Annotated in this window: 17 protein-coding genes; 7 read left to right on the top strand and 10 right to left on the bottom strand. The window is 70.4% G+C overall.

What is annotated here, in order from left to right:
• Positions 1–113: 113 nt before the first annotated feature.
• The 3 genes from AB0E78_RS31910 to AB0E78_RS31900 all read right to left on the bottom strand — a co-directional run bounded on the left by AB0E78_RS31910 (position 114) and on the right by AB0E78_RS31900 (position 3,530).
• On the bottom strand, positions 114–1,382 hold the full coding sequence (locus AB0E78_RS31910) for a cation:proton antiporter (RefSeq protein WP_361839841.1): 1,269 nt from the start codon (positions 1,380–1,382) through the stop codon (positions 114–116).
• A 4-nt stretch (positions 1,383–1,386) separates the two neighbouring features.
• Complete coding sequence (locus tag AB0E78_RS31905; RefSeq protein ID WP_361839838.1) at positions 1,387–1,872, bottom strand: TrkA C-terminal domain-containing protein; 486 nt, start codon at positions 1,870–1,872, stop codon at positions 1,387–1,389.
• 122 nt (positions 1,873–1,994) lie between these two features.
• Complete coding sequence (locus AB0E78_RS31900; RefSeq protein WP_361839836.1) at positions 1,995–3,530, bottom strand: ATP-dependent DNA ligase; 1,536 nt, start codon at positions 3,528–3,530, stop codon at positions 1,995–1,997.
• 166 nt (positions 3,531–3,696) lie between these two features.
• Between AB0E78_RS31900 and AB0E78_RS31895 the strand changes: the two genes are divergently transcribed.
• Entirely contained in the window at positions 3,697–4,110 is a 414-nt protein-coding gene (locus AB0E78_RS31895) for an SsgA family sporulation/cell division regulator (protein ID WP_361839834.1), read from the top strand.
• A 21-nt stretch (positions 4,111–4,131) separates the two neighbouring features.
• Here the strand turns inward: AB0E78_RS31895 and AB0E78_RS31890 are convergent, their stop codons facing one another.
• On the bottom strand, positions 4,132–5,316 hold the full coding sequence (locus tag AB0E78_RS31890; RefSeq protein ID WP_361839831.1) for a serine hydrolase: 1,185 nt from the start codon (positions 5,314–5,316) through the stop codon (positions 4,132–4,134).
• A 152-nt stretch (positions 5,317–5,468) separates the two neighbouring features.
• Between AB0E78_RS31890 and AB0E78_RS31885 the strand changes: the two genes are divergently transcribed.
• Both AB0E78_RS31885 and AB0E78_RS31880 read left to right on the top strand, forming a co-directional pair.
• Positions 5,469–6,197 (top strand): restriction endonuclease, encoded by a 729-nt coding sequence (locus AB0E78_RS31885; RefSeq protein ID WP_361839829.1) that lies wholly within the window; start codon positions 5,469–5,471, stop codon positions 6,195–6,197.
• A 225-nt stretch (positions 6,198–6,422) separates the two neighbouring features.
• Complete coding sequence (locus AB0E78_RS31880) at positions 6,423–7,250, top strand: NAD(P)H-binding protein (RefSeq protein WP_361839827.1); 828 nt, start codon at positions 6,423–6,425, stop codon at positions 7,248–7,250.
• Between the two features lie 71 nt (positions 7,251–7,321).
• Here AB0E78_RS31880 and AB0E78_RS31875 read toward each other — a convergent pair whose 3' ends face one another.
• Positions 7,322–8,116 (bottom strand): NAD(P)H-dependent oxidoreductase, encoded by a 795-nt coding sequence (locus tag AB0E78_RS31875; protein WP_361839824.1) that lies wholly within the window; start codon positions 8,114–8,116, stop codon positions 7,322–7,324.
• A 97-nt stretch (positions 8,117–8,213) separates the two neighbouring features.
• On the opposite strand from AB0E78_RS31875, the gene AB0E78_RS31870 reads away from it, so the two are divergent.
• Complete coding sequence (locus AB0E78_RS31870; protein WP_361839822.1) at positions 8,214–9,104, top strand: helix-turn-helix transcriptional regulator; 891 nt, start codon at positions 8,214–8,216, stop codon at positions 9,102–9,104.
• Here the strand turns inward: AB0E78_RS31870 and AB0E78_RS31865 are convergent.
• Entirely contained in the window at positions 9,101–9,751 is a 651-nt protein-coding gene (locus AB0E78_RS31865; protein ID WP_361839819.1) for a TetR/AcrR family transcriptional regulator, read from the bottom strand. The genes AB0E78_RS31870 and AB0E78_RS31865 overlap by 4 nt on opposite strands.
• 209 nt (positions 9,752–9,960) lie before the next feature.
• Between AB0E78_RS31865 and AB0E78_RS31860 the strand changes: the two genes are divergently transcribed.
• Positions 9,961–10,623, top strand: coding sequence for an SRPBCC family protein (locus AB0E78_RS31860; protein WP_361839817.1), 663 nt, complete (start codon positions 9,961–9,963; stop codon positions 10,621–10,623).
• 75 nt (positions 10,624–10,698) lie between these two features.
• On the opposite strand, the gene AB0E78_RS31855 is transcribed toward AB0E78_RS31860, so the two are convergent.
• From AB0E78_RS31855 to AB0E78_RS31840, 4 genes are all read right to left on the bottom strand, one after another.
• Positions 10,699–11,190: a glutathione peroxidase gene (locus tag AB0E78_RS31855; protein ID WP_361839815.1), complete on the bottom strand. Its 492-nt coding sequence runs from the start codon at positions 11,188–11,190 to the stop codon at positions 10,699–10,701.
• Between the two features lie 147 nt (positions 11,191–11,337).
• A complete protein-coding gene (locus AB0E78_RS31850; RefSeq protein ID WP_361839812.1) occupies positions 11,338–12,162 on the bottom strand; it encodes a hypothetical protein in 825 nt (274 codons plus the stop codon).
• Positions 12,163–12,236: 74 nt separating this feature from the next.
• Positions 12,237–12,923 (bottom strand): hypothetical protein, encoded by a 687-nt coding sequence (locus tag AB0E78_RS31845; protein ID WP_361839810.1) that lies wholly within the window; start codon positions 12,921–12,923, stop codon positions 12,237–12,239.
• Positions 12,924–13,088: 165 nt separating this feature from the next.
• Positions 13,089–13,871, bottom strand: a complete 783-nt coding sequence (locus tag AB0E78_RS31840; RefSeq protein ID WP_361839807.1) for an ABC transporter permease — start codon at positions 13,869–13,871, stop codon at positions 13,089–13,091.
• 168 nt (positions 13,872–14,039) lie between these two features.
• On the opposite strand from AB0E78_RS31840, the gene AB0E78_RS31835 reads away from it, so the two are divergent.
• Positions 14,040–15,125, top strand: coding sequence for an S-(hydroxymethyl)mycothiol dehydrogenase (locus AB0E78_RS31835; protein WP_361839804.1), 1,086 nt, complete (start codon positions 14,040–14,042; stop codon positions 15,123–15,125).
• A complete protein-coding gene (locus tag AB0E78_RS31830) occupies positions 15,125–15,754 on the top strand; it encodes an MBL fold metallo-hydrolase (protein WP_361839801.1) in 630 nt (209 codons plus the stop codon). Before AB0E78_RS31835 ends, AB0E78_RS31830 begins: the two co-directional genes overlap by 1 nt.
• Positions 15,755–15,855: the final 101 nt, after the last annotated feature.

Here is a 15,855-nt window from a genome sequence, read left to right as displayed (position 1 = left end):
GGGGGGGCCCCCCGGGGGGGGTTGGGGGGGGCGGGGGGGGGGGCGCCCCCCCCCCGCGCACCGGGGGGGGGGGGGGGCCGCCCCCCCCCCCACGCCCCGCGAAGGCGTGTTCTTCAGGAGCGGCCGTGCGTCTCCTGGCCGTCCAGCGACTCCTCCGCCTTCGCCGACGGCTCCGGCTCCCGCTGCGCGGGCAGGGCGACCGCGGCCGCCGTTTCCCGGCGGCGCGCCACGGAGCCGCTGACCAGCGCGGCCACCGGCTGCGCGAAGCGCGCGGTCAGCGGGCCGACGATCACCAGGATCAGGACGTACGCCGTGGCCAGCGGGCCCAGCGACGGTTCGATGCCCGCGGTGACGGCAAGACCCGCGATGACGATGGAGAACTCGCCGCGCGCCACCAGCGCACCACCGGCCCGCCACCGTCCCTTGACGGAGATCTTGGCGCGGCGGGCCGCCCAGTACCCCGTGGCGATCTTCGTGCACGCCGTCACGACGGCGAGCGCGAGCGCGGGCAGCAGCACCGGCGGAATGCTCGCCGGATCCGTGTGCAGGCCGAAGAAGACGAAGAAGACGGCGGCGAACAGGTCCCGCAGCGGTGCGAGGAGGCTGTGCGCGCCTTCGGCGACCTCGCCGGACAGCGCGATGCCGACCAGGAACGCCCCCACGGCGGCGGAGACCTGGAGCTGCTGCGCGATGCCGGCGACCAGGATCGTCAGACCGAGGACGACCAGGAGCAGCTTCTCGGGGTCGTCGCTCGACACGAAGCGCGAGATGACGCGGCCGTAGCGCACGGCGAGGAAGAGGACCAGACCGGCCGCCCCGAGCGCGATGCCCAGCGTGAGACTGCCCGCTGCCCAGCCGACACCGGCCAGCAGGGCGGTGATGATGGGCAGATACACCGCCATCGCCAGGTCTTCGAGGACCAGGATGCTGAGGATGACGGGTGTCTCGCGGTTGCCGAGGCGGCCCAGGTCGTTCAGGACCTTCGCGATGACCCCGGACGACGAGATCCAGGTGACGCCCGCGAGCACGACGGCGGCGACGGGACCCCAGCCCATCAGCAGTGCGGCGATCGCGCCCGGCACGGCGTTCAGCCCCATGTCGACGAGACCGGCCGGGTACTGGGTCTTGAGATTGCTGACCAGATCGCTCGCGGTGTATTCGAGCCCCAGCATCAGCAGCAGCAGGATGACGCCGATCTCGGCGCCGATCGCGACGAACTCCTCACTGGCGCCCAGGGGCAGCAGCCCGCCCTCGCCGAAGGCGAGCCCGGCGAGCAGATAGAGGGGGATCGGGGAGAAGCGGAACCGTCCGGCGAATCTGCCGAGCAGCCCGAGCGCGAGGATGATCGCGCCGAATTCGATCAGGAAGACAGCGGAGTGCATCGAATCACTCCCGCCCGAGTATCGCCGCGGCGCTCTCCACACCCTCGCGGGTGCCGATCACGATGAGCGTGTCCCCGCCCGCGAGGCGGAAGTCCGGCGCGGGCGACGGAATGGCCTCGGCCCTGCGCAGCACGGCCACGATGGACGCACCGGTCTCGGTGCGCAGCTGCGTCTCGCCGAGCACCCGCCCGTTCCAGTGCGAGGAGCCCGCCACCTCGATGCGCTCGGCGACGAGACCGAGATCGGTGGTGTGCAGGAGATTCGGGCTGTGGTGCGAGGGCATCAGCGCGTCGATCAGCGCGTCCGCCTCGCCCGAACTCAGCCGCAGCGAGAGCGCGCACTCGTCGGGGTCGTCGGCACGGTAGGCGCTGAGGGTGCGCGCACCGTCCCGGTGCGCGACGACCGAGAGCTGGCGATGTTCTCGGGTGGTCAGGTCGTACCGGATGCCGATGCCTGGGAGTGGCGTCTGGCTGAGACGTGAAGCGGACACAGCTCTTCCCCTAGTTGCTGATTGGCTGGTGGGCGTCAATACGGCGTTAAGGTCACCCTATAGGCCCGTTCTTTGCCAGAACTTGGTGGTAGACGTCCCGCTCCGGGGCTAGAGCGCCAGGGCTAGCGCTCCGCCAGTACCGTCTCGACGGAATCGGCTTCCGTGGGCGACTTGTCCTCCCGGTAGCGGACGACCCGGGCGAAGCGGAGCGTCACGCCGGCCGGATAGCGGGTGGACTTCTGCAGCCCGTCGTAGGCGATCTCGACGACGAGTTCCGGGCGTACGGTCACGACGAAGCCGTCGTCGTCGACCGCGAGCTCACGCAGCCGCTCGGTCTGCCAGGCGAGCATCACGTCGGTCATGCCCTTGAAGGTCTTCCCGAGCATGGCGAACGTCCCGTCCGGCCGCCGGGCGCCCAGATGGAGATTGGAGAGCTTGCCGGTCCGCCGCCCGTGCCCCCACTCGGCGGCGAGGACGACGAGGTCCAGGGTGTGCACCGGCTTGACCTTCAGCCAGCTCGCGCCGCGGCGCCCCGCGATGTACGGGGCGTCGAGGGCCTTGAGCACGACGCCCTCATGGCCGCGGCGCAGGGTGTCGGCGAAGAACTCCTCCGCGGCGGCCACCTCCGCCTCGTCGGCGGGGTCGGCGACGACGGCGCGCCGCACCCGCATCGGCTCCGGGACGAGCCGCGCCAGCTCGGCGTGCCGCTCGGTGAACGGCAGATCGAGCAGATCCTGCCCGCCCGCGTACAGGGCGTCGAAGAACACGGGGGACACGGGGAGTTCGGCGGCGGCGGTGGTGACGTCGACACGGGATCCGACCCGTCCGGCGATCTCCTGGAAGGGCCGGGGTCTGCCGTCACCGTCGAACGCGATGACCTCACCGTCGAGAATGAAGGAATCCCCCGCCAACTCCATTGCGGCACGAGTGAGTTCGGGCAGCCGGTCGGTGATGTCGTCGAGGGTGCGGGTGTAGACGCGGACGTCGTCCCCGGAGCGGTGCACCTGGACGCGGATGCCGTCCAGCTTCTCCTCGACGGCGCACGGCCCGCCCAGTTTGGCCACGCCTTCGGTGACGGACGTGGCGCCGTGCGCGAGCATCGGCAGTACGGGCCGCCCGACGCTGAGCCGGAACTCGTCGAGCGCACCCGGCCCCCTCGCGAGGAGCGCCTCGGCGACGGGAGTCACCGCCCCCGCCAGCATCACCGCACGGCGCACGGCGGCCGCCGGGGCCTCGGTGGCCCGGGCGAGCCCCTCCACGGCGATGGCGTCGAGCGCACCCTGCCTGACTTCCCCGGTGAGCAGCCCGACGAGGAACCGCTGCTCCTCCCCGGTGGCCGCACCCATCAGCTCCCGTACGAGCCGCTTGCGCTCGCCCTGGGAGCCCTGCCCGGAGACGGCACCGATGGCGGTCAGGGCGCTGTCCGTGTCCTGGACGGTGAGGGTGGGCTCGACGGCGGCCGGGGGCGGCTCCTTCAGCAGGCTCCACCCGATGCCCAGCCTGCCCTGCGGCAGCCGGCCCGCGAGGTAGGGAATGACGATGGGCGCATCGGCGGGGCCGGCCGCGCGGAAGAGATCGGCGAGGAGGGCGATCTTCTGCGACCGGGCGGAGGTGGTGGCCACGGTGGCCGAGACGTGGGCGAGGCGGGCTAGGAGCATGCGTTCTCCTTTCCCCGATGGGGTCCCTTCTTGAAACCGGCAGCCGTGACGTAGGTCACAAGGTTTGGCTCGTGTGTCGCGTAATGAATCACCCTCCGCGGACTCGAACAGATACGGAACAACGCAGCGCGAGCAGCGTCAGCTGCGCCAGAACAGGAGTCCGATCATGGCCGTCACCCTTGAGCAGCCCGCCCGCGCCTGCCTGGTCACTCCCGAAGGGCGCGAGCGCGTGCTGCCCGTGACCTTGCGCTATGCGGCGGCCGACCCGCTGGCCGTCCAGATCGTCTTCCCGCCGGAGGCCTCCCTCGACGGCGCGGAGGTCACCTGGATCTTCGGCCGCCAACTCCTGGAGGAGGGGCTCCGTGCTCCGGCGGGCGGCGGAGACGTGCACATCTGGCCGTGCGGCCGGGCACGCACGGTGCTCGAGTTCCGCGCGCCGCGGGGTCTGGCCCTGGTGCAGTTCGACAGGGCCGCGCTGCGGCGTTTCCTGCTCCGTACGTATGCCGTCGTGGGTGCCGGGCGCGAGGTCGCGGGGCTCGATCTGGACCAGGACCTCGCCCGGCTGCTCGGCGGGGTCTGAGAGAGGGCTGACCGCGCTCGGCTACTGGCGCACCGAGAGGCGGTGGGCGCGGGCCGACCGCCGCCGGATCACCACCACCGCACCCGCCACCAGAGCCGCCGATCCGGCGCCGACGAGCAGGATCGCGGTCCAGTCCGAGCCGTCCGTGCCGGTCGCGTGGGCGGCGAGCTCGGCGGCGTGCGCGGGCCCCTGCGCCGTGCCCCGCTTCTCGCTCTCGGGGATCAGCGAACCCACTGGCCTGACGTGACCCGCCGCCTGGAACCCCCAGTCAAGGAGTGACCTGGTCTCCTCGTAGACGCGGTAGCCGCCGCTCACCTGCGGGTTCATCACCGATACGACGATGGTGTGGCCGCCGCGCTGCGCCGCGCTGATGAGCGTGTTGCCCGCGTTGCTGGTGTAGCCGTTCTTGATGCCCAGCAGGCCGGGGTAACGCGCCACGCCGTCCGCTCCGGTGAGGAGCCGGTTGGTGTTCTGGATGGGGTAGGACCAGTTCCCGTTCGGGAACTTGGCGATCGACGTCGAGCAGTAGCGGGCGAACTGCGGGTCCGCGAGCCCTGCCCTGCCGAAGACCGCCAGGTCGTACGCCGATGACACCTGCCCCGCGGCGTCGTATCCGTCGGGGGAGACCACATGGGTGTCCTTGGCGCCCAAGGCGCGGGCTTTGGCCCGCATCTGACGGACGGTCTGCTGCCAGCCGCCGTTCAGGTTGGCCAGCACGTGCACGGCGTCGTTGCCGGAACTGAGGAACACGCCGCGCCACAGGTCGGCGACGGTGTAGCTGTGGCCCGCCTCGACCCCTACCAGGCTGCTGCCGTCCCCGACCTCGGCGAGCTCGCTCTGGGTGACCCGGTGCCGGGCGACCGCGTCCAGATGGGGCAGGGCCGTCAGGGCGAAGAGCGACTTCAGGGTGGAGGCGGGCGGCAGTTGACGGTGCGCGTCATGGGCCGCGAGCACTTCGCCCGAACGGGCGTCGGCCACCACCCAGGAGAGGGCGGAGACGTCGCTCGGCACGGCGGGGGCCCCGGCGCCAGGCCGGACCTGGACGCCCGGACGGTCGAGGAGGTCCGAGGAGTACGCGGGGCCCGGCTTGGGCGGCGTGGGCTCCTCGGTGGCCGCCGCGGCGGGTGTGGGCAGGAGGACCAGAGCGGCTACCGCGAGGGCCGCGGTGCGGACGGATGAGGAGCGCGGAAGGTACCTGATGACCATTCAGCCACCGTACGAGCGCCACCCGAAGCCCGCAGGTCAGCTTGGTCCGGCTGGATGTACGGGGGCGGCGGACCGCCGGGTGTGTGTGCGCTCTTCCCGAACCCGCCCGCCCTTGCCCACACTGCTGTGCAAGGACGGCGGAGGGGGCTCTGATGACCGCTCGGCGGGGACGGCGCACGGCGCTGCGGAAGCGGCGCGGGAGGTCCTGGAAGCGGTGGCAGCAGTGGAAGCGGTGGAAGCCGTGGGTGGTGTGCGGCGCCGTACTGCTCCTGGAGCTGTTCCTGATCTGGTCGCCCCTCCGGCCCTTCGCGGCAGGGGGTTTGCTCCTCGGCATCGTCGGAGCCGTGCTGTGGTGGCTGTGGCGCACGGACCGCATGGCGCGCGACCGCGATCGCGCGTGGCGGGAGGAGGACGTGGTGCGGGCGGGGCTCCGGTCGCTCGCGCGGGCGGACGCGATGACCGGCACCGAGTTCGAGGACCTGGTCGCCGGGCTGTGCCGCAGGGACGGCTGCGCCGACGTACGCGGGGTCGGCGGGGCGGGGGACAACGGCGTCGACGTGACCGGGCGGCTCCCGGACGGCCGGAGCATGATCATTCAGTGCAAGCGGTACGCGCCGCACCGCGCCGTCGCGGGCCGGGATCTGCGGGATCTCCTGGGCTCCCGCGTGCACTTCGGGGCCGACCTGGCGATCTGTGTGACCACCGCGCGGTTCAGCCGCCCCGCCCAGGCCTTCGCGGAGCAGAACGGCATCGCCACCCTGCACCGCGACCACGTGGGCCTGTGGAACAGCGGGGCCGCACTCGGCTCGCTGCTCGGCGTCAGCGACGCGGGCCAGGGCGATGTCCGGCACCGGGTGCGCTGGAAGAAGACGTACGGATAGTCCGGTGGGCCGGCCTCGAAGGCAACGTACGAAGAGGCCTGTGCAGAGGCCTGTGCAGAGACGCGTGAAGAGGCGTGTGCGGCAGGGGAGTTGTGAGGTCGGTCATGAATGACTCCTCTCCCCATTACTTTCCTCTAGGTACCTACTACCCCCGCGCCGGTAGCTTCCGTGGAGTCAGCGCAGAGCGACTCAGTACGACTCAGTACGACTCAGGGAGCGAAGAAAATGATCGTGGTGACCGGAGCTACGGGCAATGTCGGCAGGCCACTCGTACGGGCCCTCGTCGAGGCGGGTGAACAGGTCACGACCGTGTCGCGCGGGACAGCGGCACCTGATGTCCCGGAGGGCATACGACATCGGCAGGCCGATGTGGGCGACCCGGTGGGCCTCAAGCCCGCACTCGAAGGGGCCGACGCACTGTTCCTGCTGACCTCCGGCGAGCTGATGCTCGGCGGAGGGAACGTGGACGGCGCCCTCGAAGCGGCGCGCTCCTGCGGCGTCCGGCGGGTCGTCCTGCTCTCCTCGCAGGGGGTCGGGTCGCTGCGGCACCCTCCGCAGTTCGAGAACGCCGTCAAGGGGTCGGGCCTGGAGTGGACGGTGCTGCGCCCGGCAGGCTTCGCCTCCAACGCCTTCCAATGGGCCGAATCGGTCCGGGAGCGGCGGGAGGTGGCCGCACCGTTCGGAGGCGTCGCCCTGCCGGTCATCGATCCGGCCGACATCGCGGAGGTCGCGGCCACCGTGCTGCGCACCGGCGGCCACGGCGGCGCCACGTACGAACTGACCGGGCCGGTGCCCGTCTCGCCCCGGCAGCAGGCGGCGGCGCTCGGGGACGTGCTGAGCGAGCCGGTGCGCTTCGTCGAGCAGAGCCCTGCGGAGGCACGGGCCCAGATGGTGCGGTTCATGCCCGAGCAGGTCGTGGACTCCACCCTCGCTCTCCTGGGCACGCCGTACGCCGAGGAGCAGCGGGTGAGTCCCGACGTCGAGCGCGTCCTCGGGCGTCCGCCCCGCGCGTTCGCCGAGTGGGCTGCCCGGAACGCGGCCGCCTTCACGTAGGTCCCGCGAAACCGGTGACGGCCGCGACCCGGCGACGACCCGACGCCGGTGACGACCAGGTCGCCCGTCGCTCAGCCGCGATGCCGGACGTGGAGAGCCAGGCCCGTCGTCCCGGGTGCCTCCACGTCCGGCAGCAGCCGCATCCCGTGGTCGTAGTCGCCGCCGACGAGCGAGCGGAACGGGACCGGATCGTCGGTGAAGAGACCGTCGAGGCGGCGCGCGTACTCCCGCTTCGCCGCCGCGAACTGATCCTCCGGCAGCTCGTTCGCCCCGTACACCGCGAAGGGTTCCAGGGGCGCCATGCCGGTGAACCAGAACAGGCCGTGCTGCACGGGATACAGGACGTCCGTCAGTTGTCCGTGGATGCCCCGGTCGGAGAACGACGACTCCCGGGCGCCGAGCGTCACCGACACCAGCGCGCGCCGCCCCGCCAGGGTGCCCTCGCTGTAGGGCGGCGGGACCTTCGGTCCGTAGCCGAAGCCGCTGGTGAAGACGCGGTCGATCCAGCCCTTCAGGATCGCGGGCGGCGAGAACCACCACAGCGGGAACTGCAGGATCACCGCGTCCGCCCAGCGGACCTTCTCCTGCTCCGCCGCGATGTCGGGCGAGAGGCGGTCGGCCAGGGTGTCCCGCTCGGATGCGGCCATCACGTGCAGACGCCGGTCCGCGGTGTGGCCGGGGAAGTCGTCGGCGTCCACCGTCGCCTTCCACTTCATCGCGTAGAGGTCGGACACCCGCACCTCGTGCCCGGCCGCGCGCAGCTCGTCGACCGCGAAGGCGGCGAGGGACGCGTTGAGCGAGCGGGATTCGGGATGGGCGCTGACGACAAGGATCTTCTTCGGCTGCTGGGGCGTGGCTTCGTTCATGACGCCACGTTCTCCTGGCGCGGGCGGCGCAGCCAGCACCCTGTTCGACCGTCGGAACGCCGATCCTGGTACTGCCAGGGCCACGCATACTTGCTCCATGGACGGCGCGGACCAGATGACGAACAGTGACGGGATCGGCGACACCCGGAGGGCGCTCGGCGGCTTTCTGCGCGCCCGCCGGGGGCGCGTCGCGCCGGAGCACGTCGGGATCGCCGGTGGCCGTCGCCGCCGGGTGCGCGGGCTGCGCCGCGAGGAGCTGGCCCAGCTAGCAGGGATCAGCGTGGACTACTACGTACGTCTCGAGCAGGGCCGGGCCACCCAGCCGTCCCCCGAGGTGCTCGACGCGCTCGCCCGGGCGCTCGGCCTCGACGCGGCGGAGCGCGGGCACCTGACCACCCTTGCCGCCGCCCGGGGCGAGCCCGCGCCCAGGGCCCGGGTCAGCCCCCTGCTGCGGCGCATCCTGGACTCCATGGCCGGGTTCCCGGCCTTCGCGACGGACCACCGCCTCGACGTGGTCGCCTGGAACGGCCTCGGCGCCGAGCTGATCGGAGGCCTGGCCGAGCCGCGGCGCCGGGACCGGAACAACGCGCGGTTCCTCTTCCTCGACCCCGCCTCACGCGTCGTCCACCCCGAGTGGGAGGACAGGGCGGCGGAGGCCGTGGGCCAGCTGCGGGTGGCGGCGGGGCGTTACCCCGAGGACGCGGAGCTGGCCGCGCTCATCACCGAACTGGCCGCGGGCAGCGCCGACTTCCGGCGCATCTGGGACAGCGGCGAGGTCGTGATGTGCGCGGCGGGCCGCAAGCGGCTGCGGCACCCGGTGGCCGGGCTGCTCACCCTGGACTTCGAGACCCTGCACGTGCCGGCCGCGCCCGGTGAGACGGGCCTGGTGGTGCATGTGTTCAGCGCCGAGAAGGGCAGCGCGGAGGCGGACGCGCTCGCGGCCCTCGACCGGAAGCTTCCGGAGCATCTTCCGGAGTATTCCGCCTAGGACCCGGCCAGCAGGTCGTCGAGTTCGGCCGCGAAGAGCAGCGCGGGATCGAAGCCCATTCCGCTGAAGTGGCCCGACAGTTCCAGGGACAGCACGCCGTGCATCCGGGTCCAGAAGGACACGGCCCGGTGGAGGGCCGCGGGCTGGGCGGGGTGGCCCTGAGCCCACTCCCGGTGGTCTTCCAGGTGGGCGCCGAACGGTGTCGCGGGGCTGTCCGGTACGAGCTGCGCGCAGGCGTCCAGCAGGGTTGCCATGATCTCGGACGAGATGCCGGTGATGTCCTCGGGGGCGTGGTAGCCGGGGACCGGGGTGCCGTAGACGAGGAAGTACCGCTGGGGGTGTTCCAGGGCCCAGCGGCGCAGGACGTGCGCGAGGCCGGCCAGGTCGGCGCCGTCGGCCGATGCCGCCTGCGCGGTGTCGGCGAGGCTGCGGTACGCGTCCCGGATCAGCTCGGTGATCAGCTCGTCGCGGCCGGCGAAGTAGCGGTAGAGCGCGGGGCCGCTCATGCCCATCTGCTTGGCGATCGCGTTGAGCGAGAGCGCGGACGCGCCCGCCGTGGCGATCTGCTCCCACGCACGTTCCTTGACCTCGGCGCGCACCTGGGTGCGATAGCGCTCGCGCGGGGTGTTCGTGTCCGTCTTCGCCATGGCCTGCCACCTTCCCCGTCCATAGGCGCCCATAGGGCTACACGTTCAAGATTTAGTTAGAGGTTATCACTGAACCTGTTGACCACTCGTTCCTCATCGCGTTATACCTTCTAACGGACGCATGAGCTTCTAGCGATCATTCAAATCACCTCGACGAACAACCACGCTCAATTCGCCCTGCTCGCACAGCAATTGACCAGGAGAACGCCATGCCCGCAACCCGCAGCACGAGTGTCCGCGGCACCAGCGTCCGCGCCGCCCTGTTCGTCGTCCCGCTCGCCGTCGCCGTCGCCGGCGTCCTCGGCACCGCCGCCGTACCGGCGGGAGCCACCCCCCAGCCCGGCGGCCACGGCAAGTCCCTCACCTGCCGGGGAGAGGGCGTCGACCCCCAGGCCGTCGTCCGCCACCGGACCGGGACCGTGATCCACGCGCCGCTGAGCACCATCTGGAAGCTGCAGACCGATGTGGAGCGCTGGCCGTCCTGGCAGAGCCCGGTCACCTCCGGGGAACGCCTGGACCACGGCCCCTTCCGCAAGGGCTCGGCGTTCCGCTGGACGACCCCGATCCCGCCCAACCCGGCGACCCCCGCCACCAGCCTGGACATCACCTCCACCGTCAAGCAGCTCAAGCGCAACGCGTGCATCCGCTGGACCGGCCCCGCGATCGGCGAGGGTCTGCGCATCGAGGGCGTCCACGTGTGGACCTTCACCAAGGTCAAGGGCGGCGTACTCGTCCGCACCGAGGAGACCCACGCCGGGGAGCAGGTCGAGGCGAACGTTCCCGCCGCGACCGAAATCCTCGCCCAGGGCCTCGAAGGATGGGTGGGAGCACTGAAGGCCACGGCGGAAGCCCGCGCCGGCCACCACCACTGATCCACTGCCCCGGAACGACGAAGGCGCGGCACACCGGCGACCGCCGGAGTGCCGCGCCTCGTCTGCGCGCCTGGGTTACTTCGGCAGGTTCGCCTCGATCGCGGCGATGACCTCGGGAGCATCCGGCTCGGTCTGCGGCGAGAACCGGGCCACCACGTCGCCACTGGCGTTCGTCAGGAACTTCTCGAAGTTCCACCGCACGTCCCCCGTGTGCCCCTCCGCGTCCGCGGTGCCCACGAGGTTCTTGTACAGCGCGTGCCGGTCGTCGCCGTTCACGTCGACCTTCTCGGTCATCGGGAAGGTCACGCCGTACGTCGCCGAACAGAACTCGGCGATCTCGTCGGACGTACCGGGCTCCTGGCCCATGAACTGGTTGCAGGGCACGCCGAGGACCGTGAAGCCACGGGCCGCGTACTTCTCCTGCAGGCGCTCCAGGCCCGCGTACTGCGGGGTGAGCCCGCACTTGGAGGCGACATTGACGATCAGGACGGCCTTCCCCAGGTACTGGCCCAGGTCCGCCGAACCGCCCTGGAGGGCGCCGATCTCTGCATCTTCGTAAACAGACATGATCCGGAGCCTACGCCCCGGTAGCGCCCTGCTTCACCGCCACCCGCACCAACACCCAAGGCGCCGAAACTCCCGTGGGCCCGGGTGCTTTCGGCCATGCCCCATGACCCGCACCTGGCAGGTCGGTGCGCACCGCAGGGGTAGCCCTCAGGCCACCACGTCAATGTGCTTGCTGCACCCGGAGTGCAGGGCAGACAGGAGCGATCGGCACTCCTCCCATGCAGAGGATTCTTTGTCAGGCTTGGCAACGGCACCGCGGAGCGCGGCAGAGAGTGCGGCGCTGGTGGCTACTGGGAGTACTCGCGTTCCCCAGGATCGGTAGCCCGTGTTAAGCCTTGTGTCCAGAGCGAGTTCGAGGTTGTGAAGTTTCTCGTAACACTCTCGCTTCTTATCCGGGATCTTGTCGTTTCTTTCGTTCAGCGAGCACAGTTCTTGTAGCGCGGAGATGTGCTGTACCAGGCCTGACACTTGCCTGGACATCTCAGTGCAGAGCTTTCGCGTGCGCGTTGTTGACTTGTTCACCGATATCAGGGCCGCTAGGGTGAGAGTCAATGTCACTGTGAGTCTCTGTCCTGTGGCCAGGTCGCGGAGGGCTCCCAGCGCTACGAGGTTCAGCCCAGCGGCAAGACTCAGGAGCGCTGTGCAGTGGAACAGAACCTCTGACGAGATGTGGAATGCGAGCCGTTCGGGCGTCCAACCAGCTTTCCGGGGTGAGGCGAGCCGCACTCCGGCGGACGTCATGAGTCCGATACCCGCTACCAGCATTTCTCCCTTGAGGAGGAAGCAGGTGGCGATGACTAGGAGTCCGGTCATCAACCCAAACCGCCCGAGAAAACGGAGATTCTGAGGGGTCAGCAGGTCGTTGATGAAACGGCTACGGTCCTCGTGCTGAAACTGAATAACCGACGTCAGTAGGCCGAGCAAACCGGCGAGGGCGCCTACGAAGGACGAGACGGCATCAAGTGAGTTCAAGCTTCACTCCGTTCTGGGGCGCTTCGTCTGGCCTGGTCGACGTTGCTGGGAGCCGCTACAGGGCCCGGCCGGGCTCAGCCCGTGGTCCAGCGGACCAGGCCGAGGATGATTCCGGCGAGGGAACCGAGAGCTGCGAGGAGTCCCATGGAAATGCTCAGGGCCTCGAACTTGCTCGTCTTTTCCGACTCGATCCGCTTGGTGTCTTCCTCGAGCTTCTCCAGTCGGCTCTGCAGCCTGTCCACGGCGAACATCTCTCGGAGGTGTTTCATCTCCTTCATAAGAGACGTGTTCTCTTCCGCTTCCTTCTCGATCTTGGTCGAGAGATCCTTTTCCTTCGCGGCGCGTTCGTCCAGCACCTTGAGCAGATGCTCTTGCATCTCGGGATCTGTCACGGTGTTGATGACTTCCTGGCGGAAGTCCCGCACCTGCTCCGTCGGGCGCAGTGCGGTGATGCGCTCGAGGACCAGAGCCTTGCGCTCCAGCAGAATGGGCAGAATTCCCACTTCGATATGGGCTTCGGCTTCGTTGCGGACGATGACCGCACCCATGTTGGCGGTCATCTTCAGCTTCAGGATGCCGAACGATTCAGGGTGATCAATGGCGTGGTTGACGGTGACGAGTGTCGCCTGGAGCTCTTCGAGGTCTTGCGCTTCGATCTTTTCTCGGGTGAGGCCGAGCTTCGCCAGCTTCGGCTCGAACATCCGCTCTGCGGCCTGTTCGGTGGGATCTGTGTTGAACTGTCCTCGTTCTGAGCGTCCCATGGCTACGCCCCCCTGAGATTCTCTCTGTCGTGTCGCCAGCATGTCAGTTGCCGTGCGAGCGGCCGGGGTCTTTGCCTGGTTCGCCTGCAGGCCCGAGGGTCGGACAGGCGTGAGGTGAGGCCTACGTTTCCCCCGGACCGTTGTCGATCACCCGGGCCGTGGAGATCACTCCGGCCCCGCCCGGTTCAGGTGGCCGCAGGCCACCAGTTCCACCGTCACCGCCACCGCGACCGTCTGGACTGCCATCAGGGCGAACAGGACGAAGAGCTGTACCGCGCCCGCGAGGGCGGGGGACGCGCCGCCCAGGAGCATGCCGACGAAAGCTCCGGGCAGCGTGACCAGGCCGACCGTGCGGGTCTGGTCGAGTCCGGGGAGCAGGGCGTCGGACGCGGAGGGGCGTATGACCTCCAGGCGGGCGTCCCTGTCCAGCATGCCGATGGCCAGGCCCGCCTCGAACTCGCCCTTGCGGGAGTGGAGTTCATCCAGGGCGCGGCGCCCGCCGAGCACCGTCGCCGTCAGCGCGCCGCCCATCAGGATGCCCGTCACGGGGATCATGGCGATGCCGTTCACCGGCAGCAGACCGGCCAGGGCCAGCCCCGCCACCACCGGGACGACCGGGGCCGCGACCGGCAGCGCCGCCCACCACCAGGTGCCGTTGGCGGTGATGCGGCGCCCCGCCGTACGTGCGGCGACGGCGAACATCAGGAGCAGGAACGCGAAGAGCGCCACGACGTGGTGGATCACCCAGCCGATCACCAGGGACACCACGCCCAGCTGCACGGCCGCCCGCGCCCCGGCCACGAGGATGTCCCGCGCCCTGCCGTACGAGCCGTCGGGGGAGAGGCGGAACACGGCCGCCGCGGAGGCGGCGGCGAGCAGCAGCACGAGGAGCGCCACGCCGAGCGTCGCGTTCACCGGAAGCAGGGCCTGAGCAGCGAGATCGCGCACCCGCCCACCCTAGGCGGCGTGGCGCCGGGTGGATCGGGGCCCGGCGGAACCGGTGATCGGGACTCGTGCGTCCGGGGTCGTCGTGAGCGGGCCCGGTCTGTGAGGATGCGGGAAGAACATGCGATGCCGGACGAGCAAGTAACGCCGGAAGAAAGAAGGGCTGACCTCATGGCGCAGCAGGTACAGGGCGTGATCGCGCGCGCGAAGGGCGAGCCGGTACGGATCGAGACGATCGTCGTGCCGGACCCGGGGCCCGGGGAAGCCGTGGTGAAGGTGCAGGCCTGCGGGGTCTGTCATACCGACCTGCACTACCGCGAGGGCGGCATCAACGACGACTTCCCCTTCCTCCTCGGCCATGAGGCGGCGGGCATCGTGGAGTCGGTCGGCGACGGTGTCACGGAGGTCGCGCCCGGCGACTACGTGATCCTCAACTGGCGTGCGGTGTGCGGCCAGTGCCGCGCGTGCAAGCGCGGCCGGCCCCAGTACTGCTTCGACACGCACAACGCCAAGCAGAAGATGACCCTCCTGGACGGCACCGAGCTCTCGCCCGCGCTCGGCATCGGTGCCTTCGCGGAGAAGACCCTCGTCGCCGCAGGGCAGTGCACCAAGGTCGACCCGGCCGCCTCGCCCGCAGCGGCGGGGCTCCTCGGCTGCGGAGTCATGGCCGGTATCGGCGCCGCCATCAACACCGGCAACGTCGGCCGCGGCGACTCGGTCGCCGTCATCGGCTGCGGCGGCGTCGGCAACGCGGCGGTCGTGGGCGCGCGGCTCGCCGGCGCCGCGAAGATCATCGCTGTCGACATCGACGACAAGAAGCTGGCGACCGCGAAGAGCCTCGGCGCCACGCACACCGTCAACTCCCGTTCGGCGGACCCGATCGAGGCGGTCCGCGAGCTCACCGACGGCAACGGAGCCGACGTCGTCATCGAGGCGGTCGGCCGCCCGGAGACATATGAACAGGCCTTCTACGCCCGTGACTTGGCGGGCACGGTCGTCCTGGTCGGCGTGCCGACACCGGAGATGCGCATCGATCTGCCGCTGCTCGACGTCTTCGGTCGGGGTGGCGCGCTCAAGTCGAGCTGGTACGGGGACTGTCTGCCCTCCCGCGACTTCCCGATGCTGATCGACCTCTACCAGCAGGGGAGGCTCGACCTGGACGCGTTCGTCACGGAGACGATCGAGCTCGCCGACGTGGAGAAGGCGTTCGAGCGGATGCACCACGGTGATGTCCTGCGTTCGGTGGTGGTCTTCTGATGGCCGCGCGCATCGACCACCTGGTCACCTCGGGCACGTTCTCCCTCGACGGGGGCACCTGGGACGTCGACAACAACGTATGGATCGTGGGGGACGACAGCGAGGTCGTCGTCATCGACGCGGCGCACGACGCGGACGCCATCGCGGCCGTGGTCGGGGAGCGCCGGGTCGTCGCGATCGTGTGCACGCACGCGCACGACGACCACATCGACGCGGCCCCCGCGCTCGCCGACCGCACCGGCGCGCCGATCCTGCTGCACCCCGCCGACGCGGAGCTGTGGAAGCAGACCCACCCCGACCGTGCCCCCGACGGCGAGCTGTCCGACGGGCAGGAACTCACCGTGGCGGGCACGGAATTGAAGGTCCTGCACACCCCGGGCCACTGCCTGGGCGCGGTCAGCCTCTACGCCCCGGCCCTGGGCACGGTCTTCACCGGCGACACGCTCTTCGCTGGTGGTCCTGGAGCGACGGGCCGGTCGTTCAGCGACTTCCCGACGATCGTCGACTCGATCAGGGACCGGCTTCTCACGCTGCCCCCGGAGACGGAGGTGCGGACCGGTCACGGCGACAGCACCAGCGTGGGCGCGGAGGCGCCGCACCTGGCGGAGTGGATCGCCCGCGGTCACTGACCGCGCCGACGACGCCAACTGACGTACGTGACCGGGGCTCTGCCCGGTGCGTCCGAATGACCCCGCGTGGTTCGCCGCGCGGGGTCATTCGCGTACTGGCC

The sequence above is a fragment of the Streptomyces sp. NPDC032198 genome (assembly GCF_040636975.1).
GTDB lineage: Bacteria > Actinomycetota > Actinomycetes > Streptomycetales > Streptomycetaceae > Streptomyces.
This window is presented reverse-complemented; position numbering and strand designations above follow the sequence as displayed.

Bases quoted from the DNA above. Each gene is read 5' to 3' on its own strand.
- AB0E78_RS31870 (WP_361839822.1), top strand. From the start codon at position 8,214: ATGGACGGCGCGGACCAGATGACGAACAGTGACGGGATCGGCGACACC.
- AB0E78_RS31890 (WP_361839831.1), bottom strand. From the start codon at position 5,316: ATGGTCATCAGGTACCTTCCGCGCTCCTCATCCGTCCGCACCGCGGCC.
- AB0E78_RS31865 (WP_361839819.1), bottom strand. From the start codon at position 9,751: ATGGCGAAGACGGACACGAACACCCCGCGCGAGCGCTATCGCACCCAG.
- AB0E78_RS31860 (WP_361839817.1), top strand. From the start codon at position 9,961: ATGCCCGCAACCCGCAGCACGAGTGTCCGCGGCACCAGCGTCCGCGCC.
- AB0E78_RS31880 (WP_361839827.1), top strand. From the start codon at position 6,423: ATGATCGTGGTGACCGGAGCTACGGGCAATGTCGGCAGGCCACTCGTA.
- AB0E78_RS31835 (WP_361839804.1), top strand. From the start codon at position 14,040: ATGGCGCAGCAGGTACAGGGCGTGATCGCGCGCGCGAAGGGCGAGCCG.
- AB0E78_RS31895 (WP_361839834.1), top strand. From the start codon at position 3,697: ATGGCCGTCACCCTTGAGCAGCCCGCCCGCGCCTGCCTGGTCACTCCC.
- AB0E78_RS31910 (WP_361839841.1), bottom strand. From the start codon at position 1,382: ATGCACTCCGCTGTCTTCCTGATCGAATTCGGCGCGATCATCCTCGCG.
- AB0E78_RS31875 (WP_361839824.1), bottom strand. From the start codon at position 8,116: ATGAACGAAGCCACGCCCCAGCAGCCGAAGAAGATCCTTGTCGTCAGC.
- AB0E78_RS31845 (WP_361839810.1), bottom strand. From the start codon at position 12,923: ATGGGACGCTCAGAACGAGGACAGTTCAACACAGATCCCACCGAACAG.
- AB0E78_RS31855 (WP_361839815.1), bottom strand. From the start codon at position 11,190: ATGTCTGTTTACGAAGATGCAGAGATCGGCGCCCTCCAGGGCGGTTCG.
- AB0E78_RS31830 (WP_361839801.1), top strand. From the start codon at position 15,125: ATGGCCGCGCGCATCGACCACCTGGTCACCTCGGGCACGTTCTCCCTC.
- AB0E78_RS31900 (WP_361839836.1), bottom strand. From the start codon at position 3,530: ATGCTCCTAGCCCGCCTCGCCCACGTCTCGGCCACCGTGGCCACCACC.
- AB0E78_RS31885 (WP_361839829.1), top strand. From the start codon at position 5,469: ATGACCGCTCGGCGGGGACGGCGCACGGCGCTGCGGAAGCGGCGCGGG.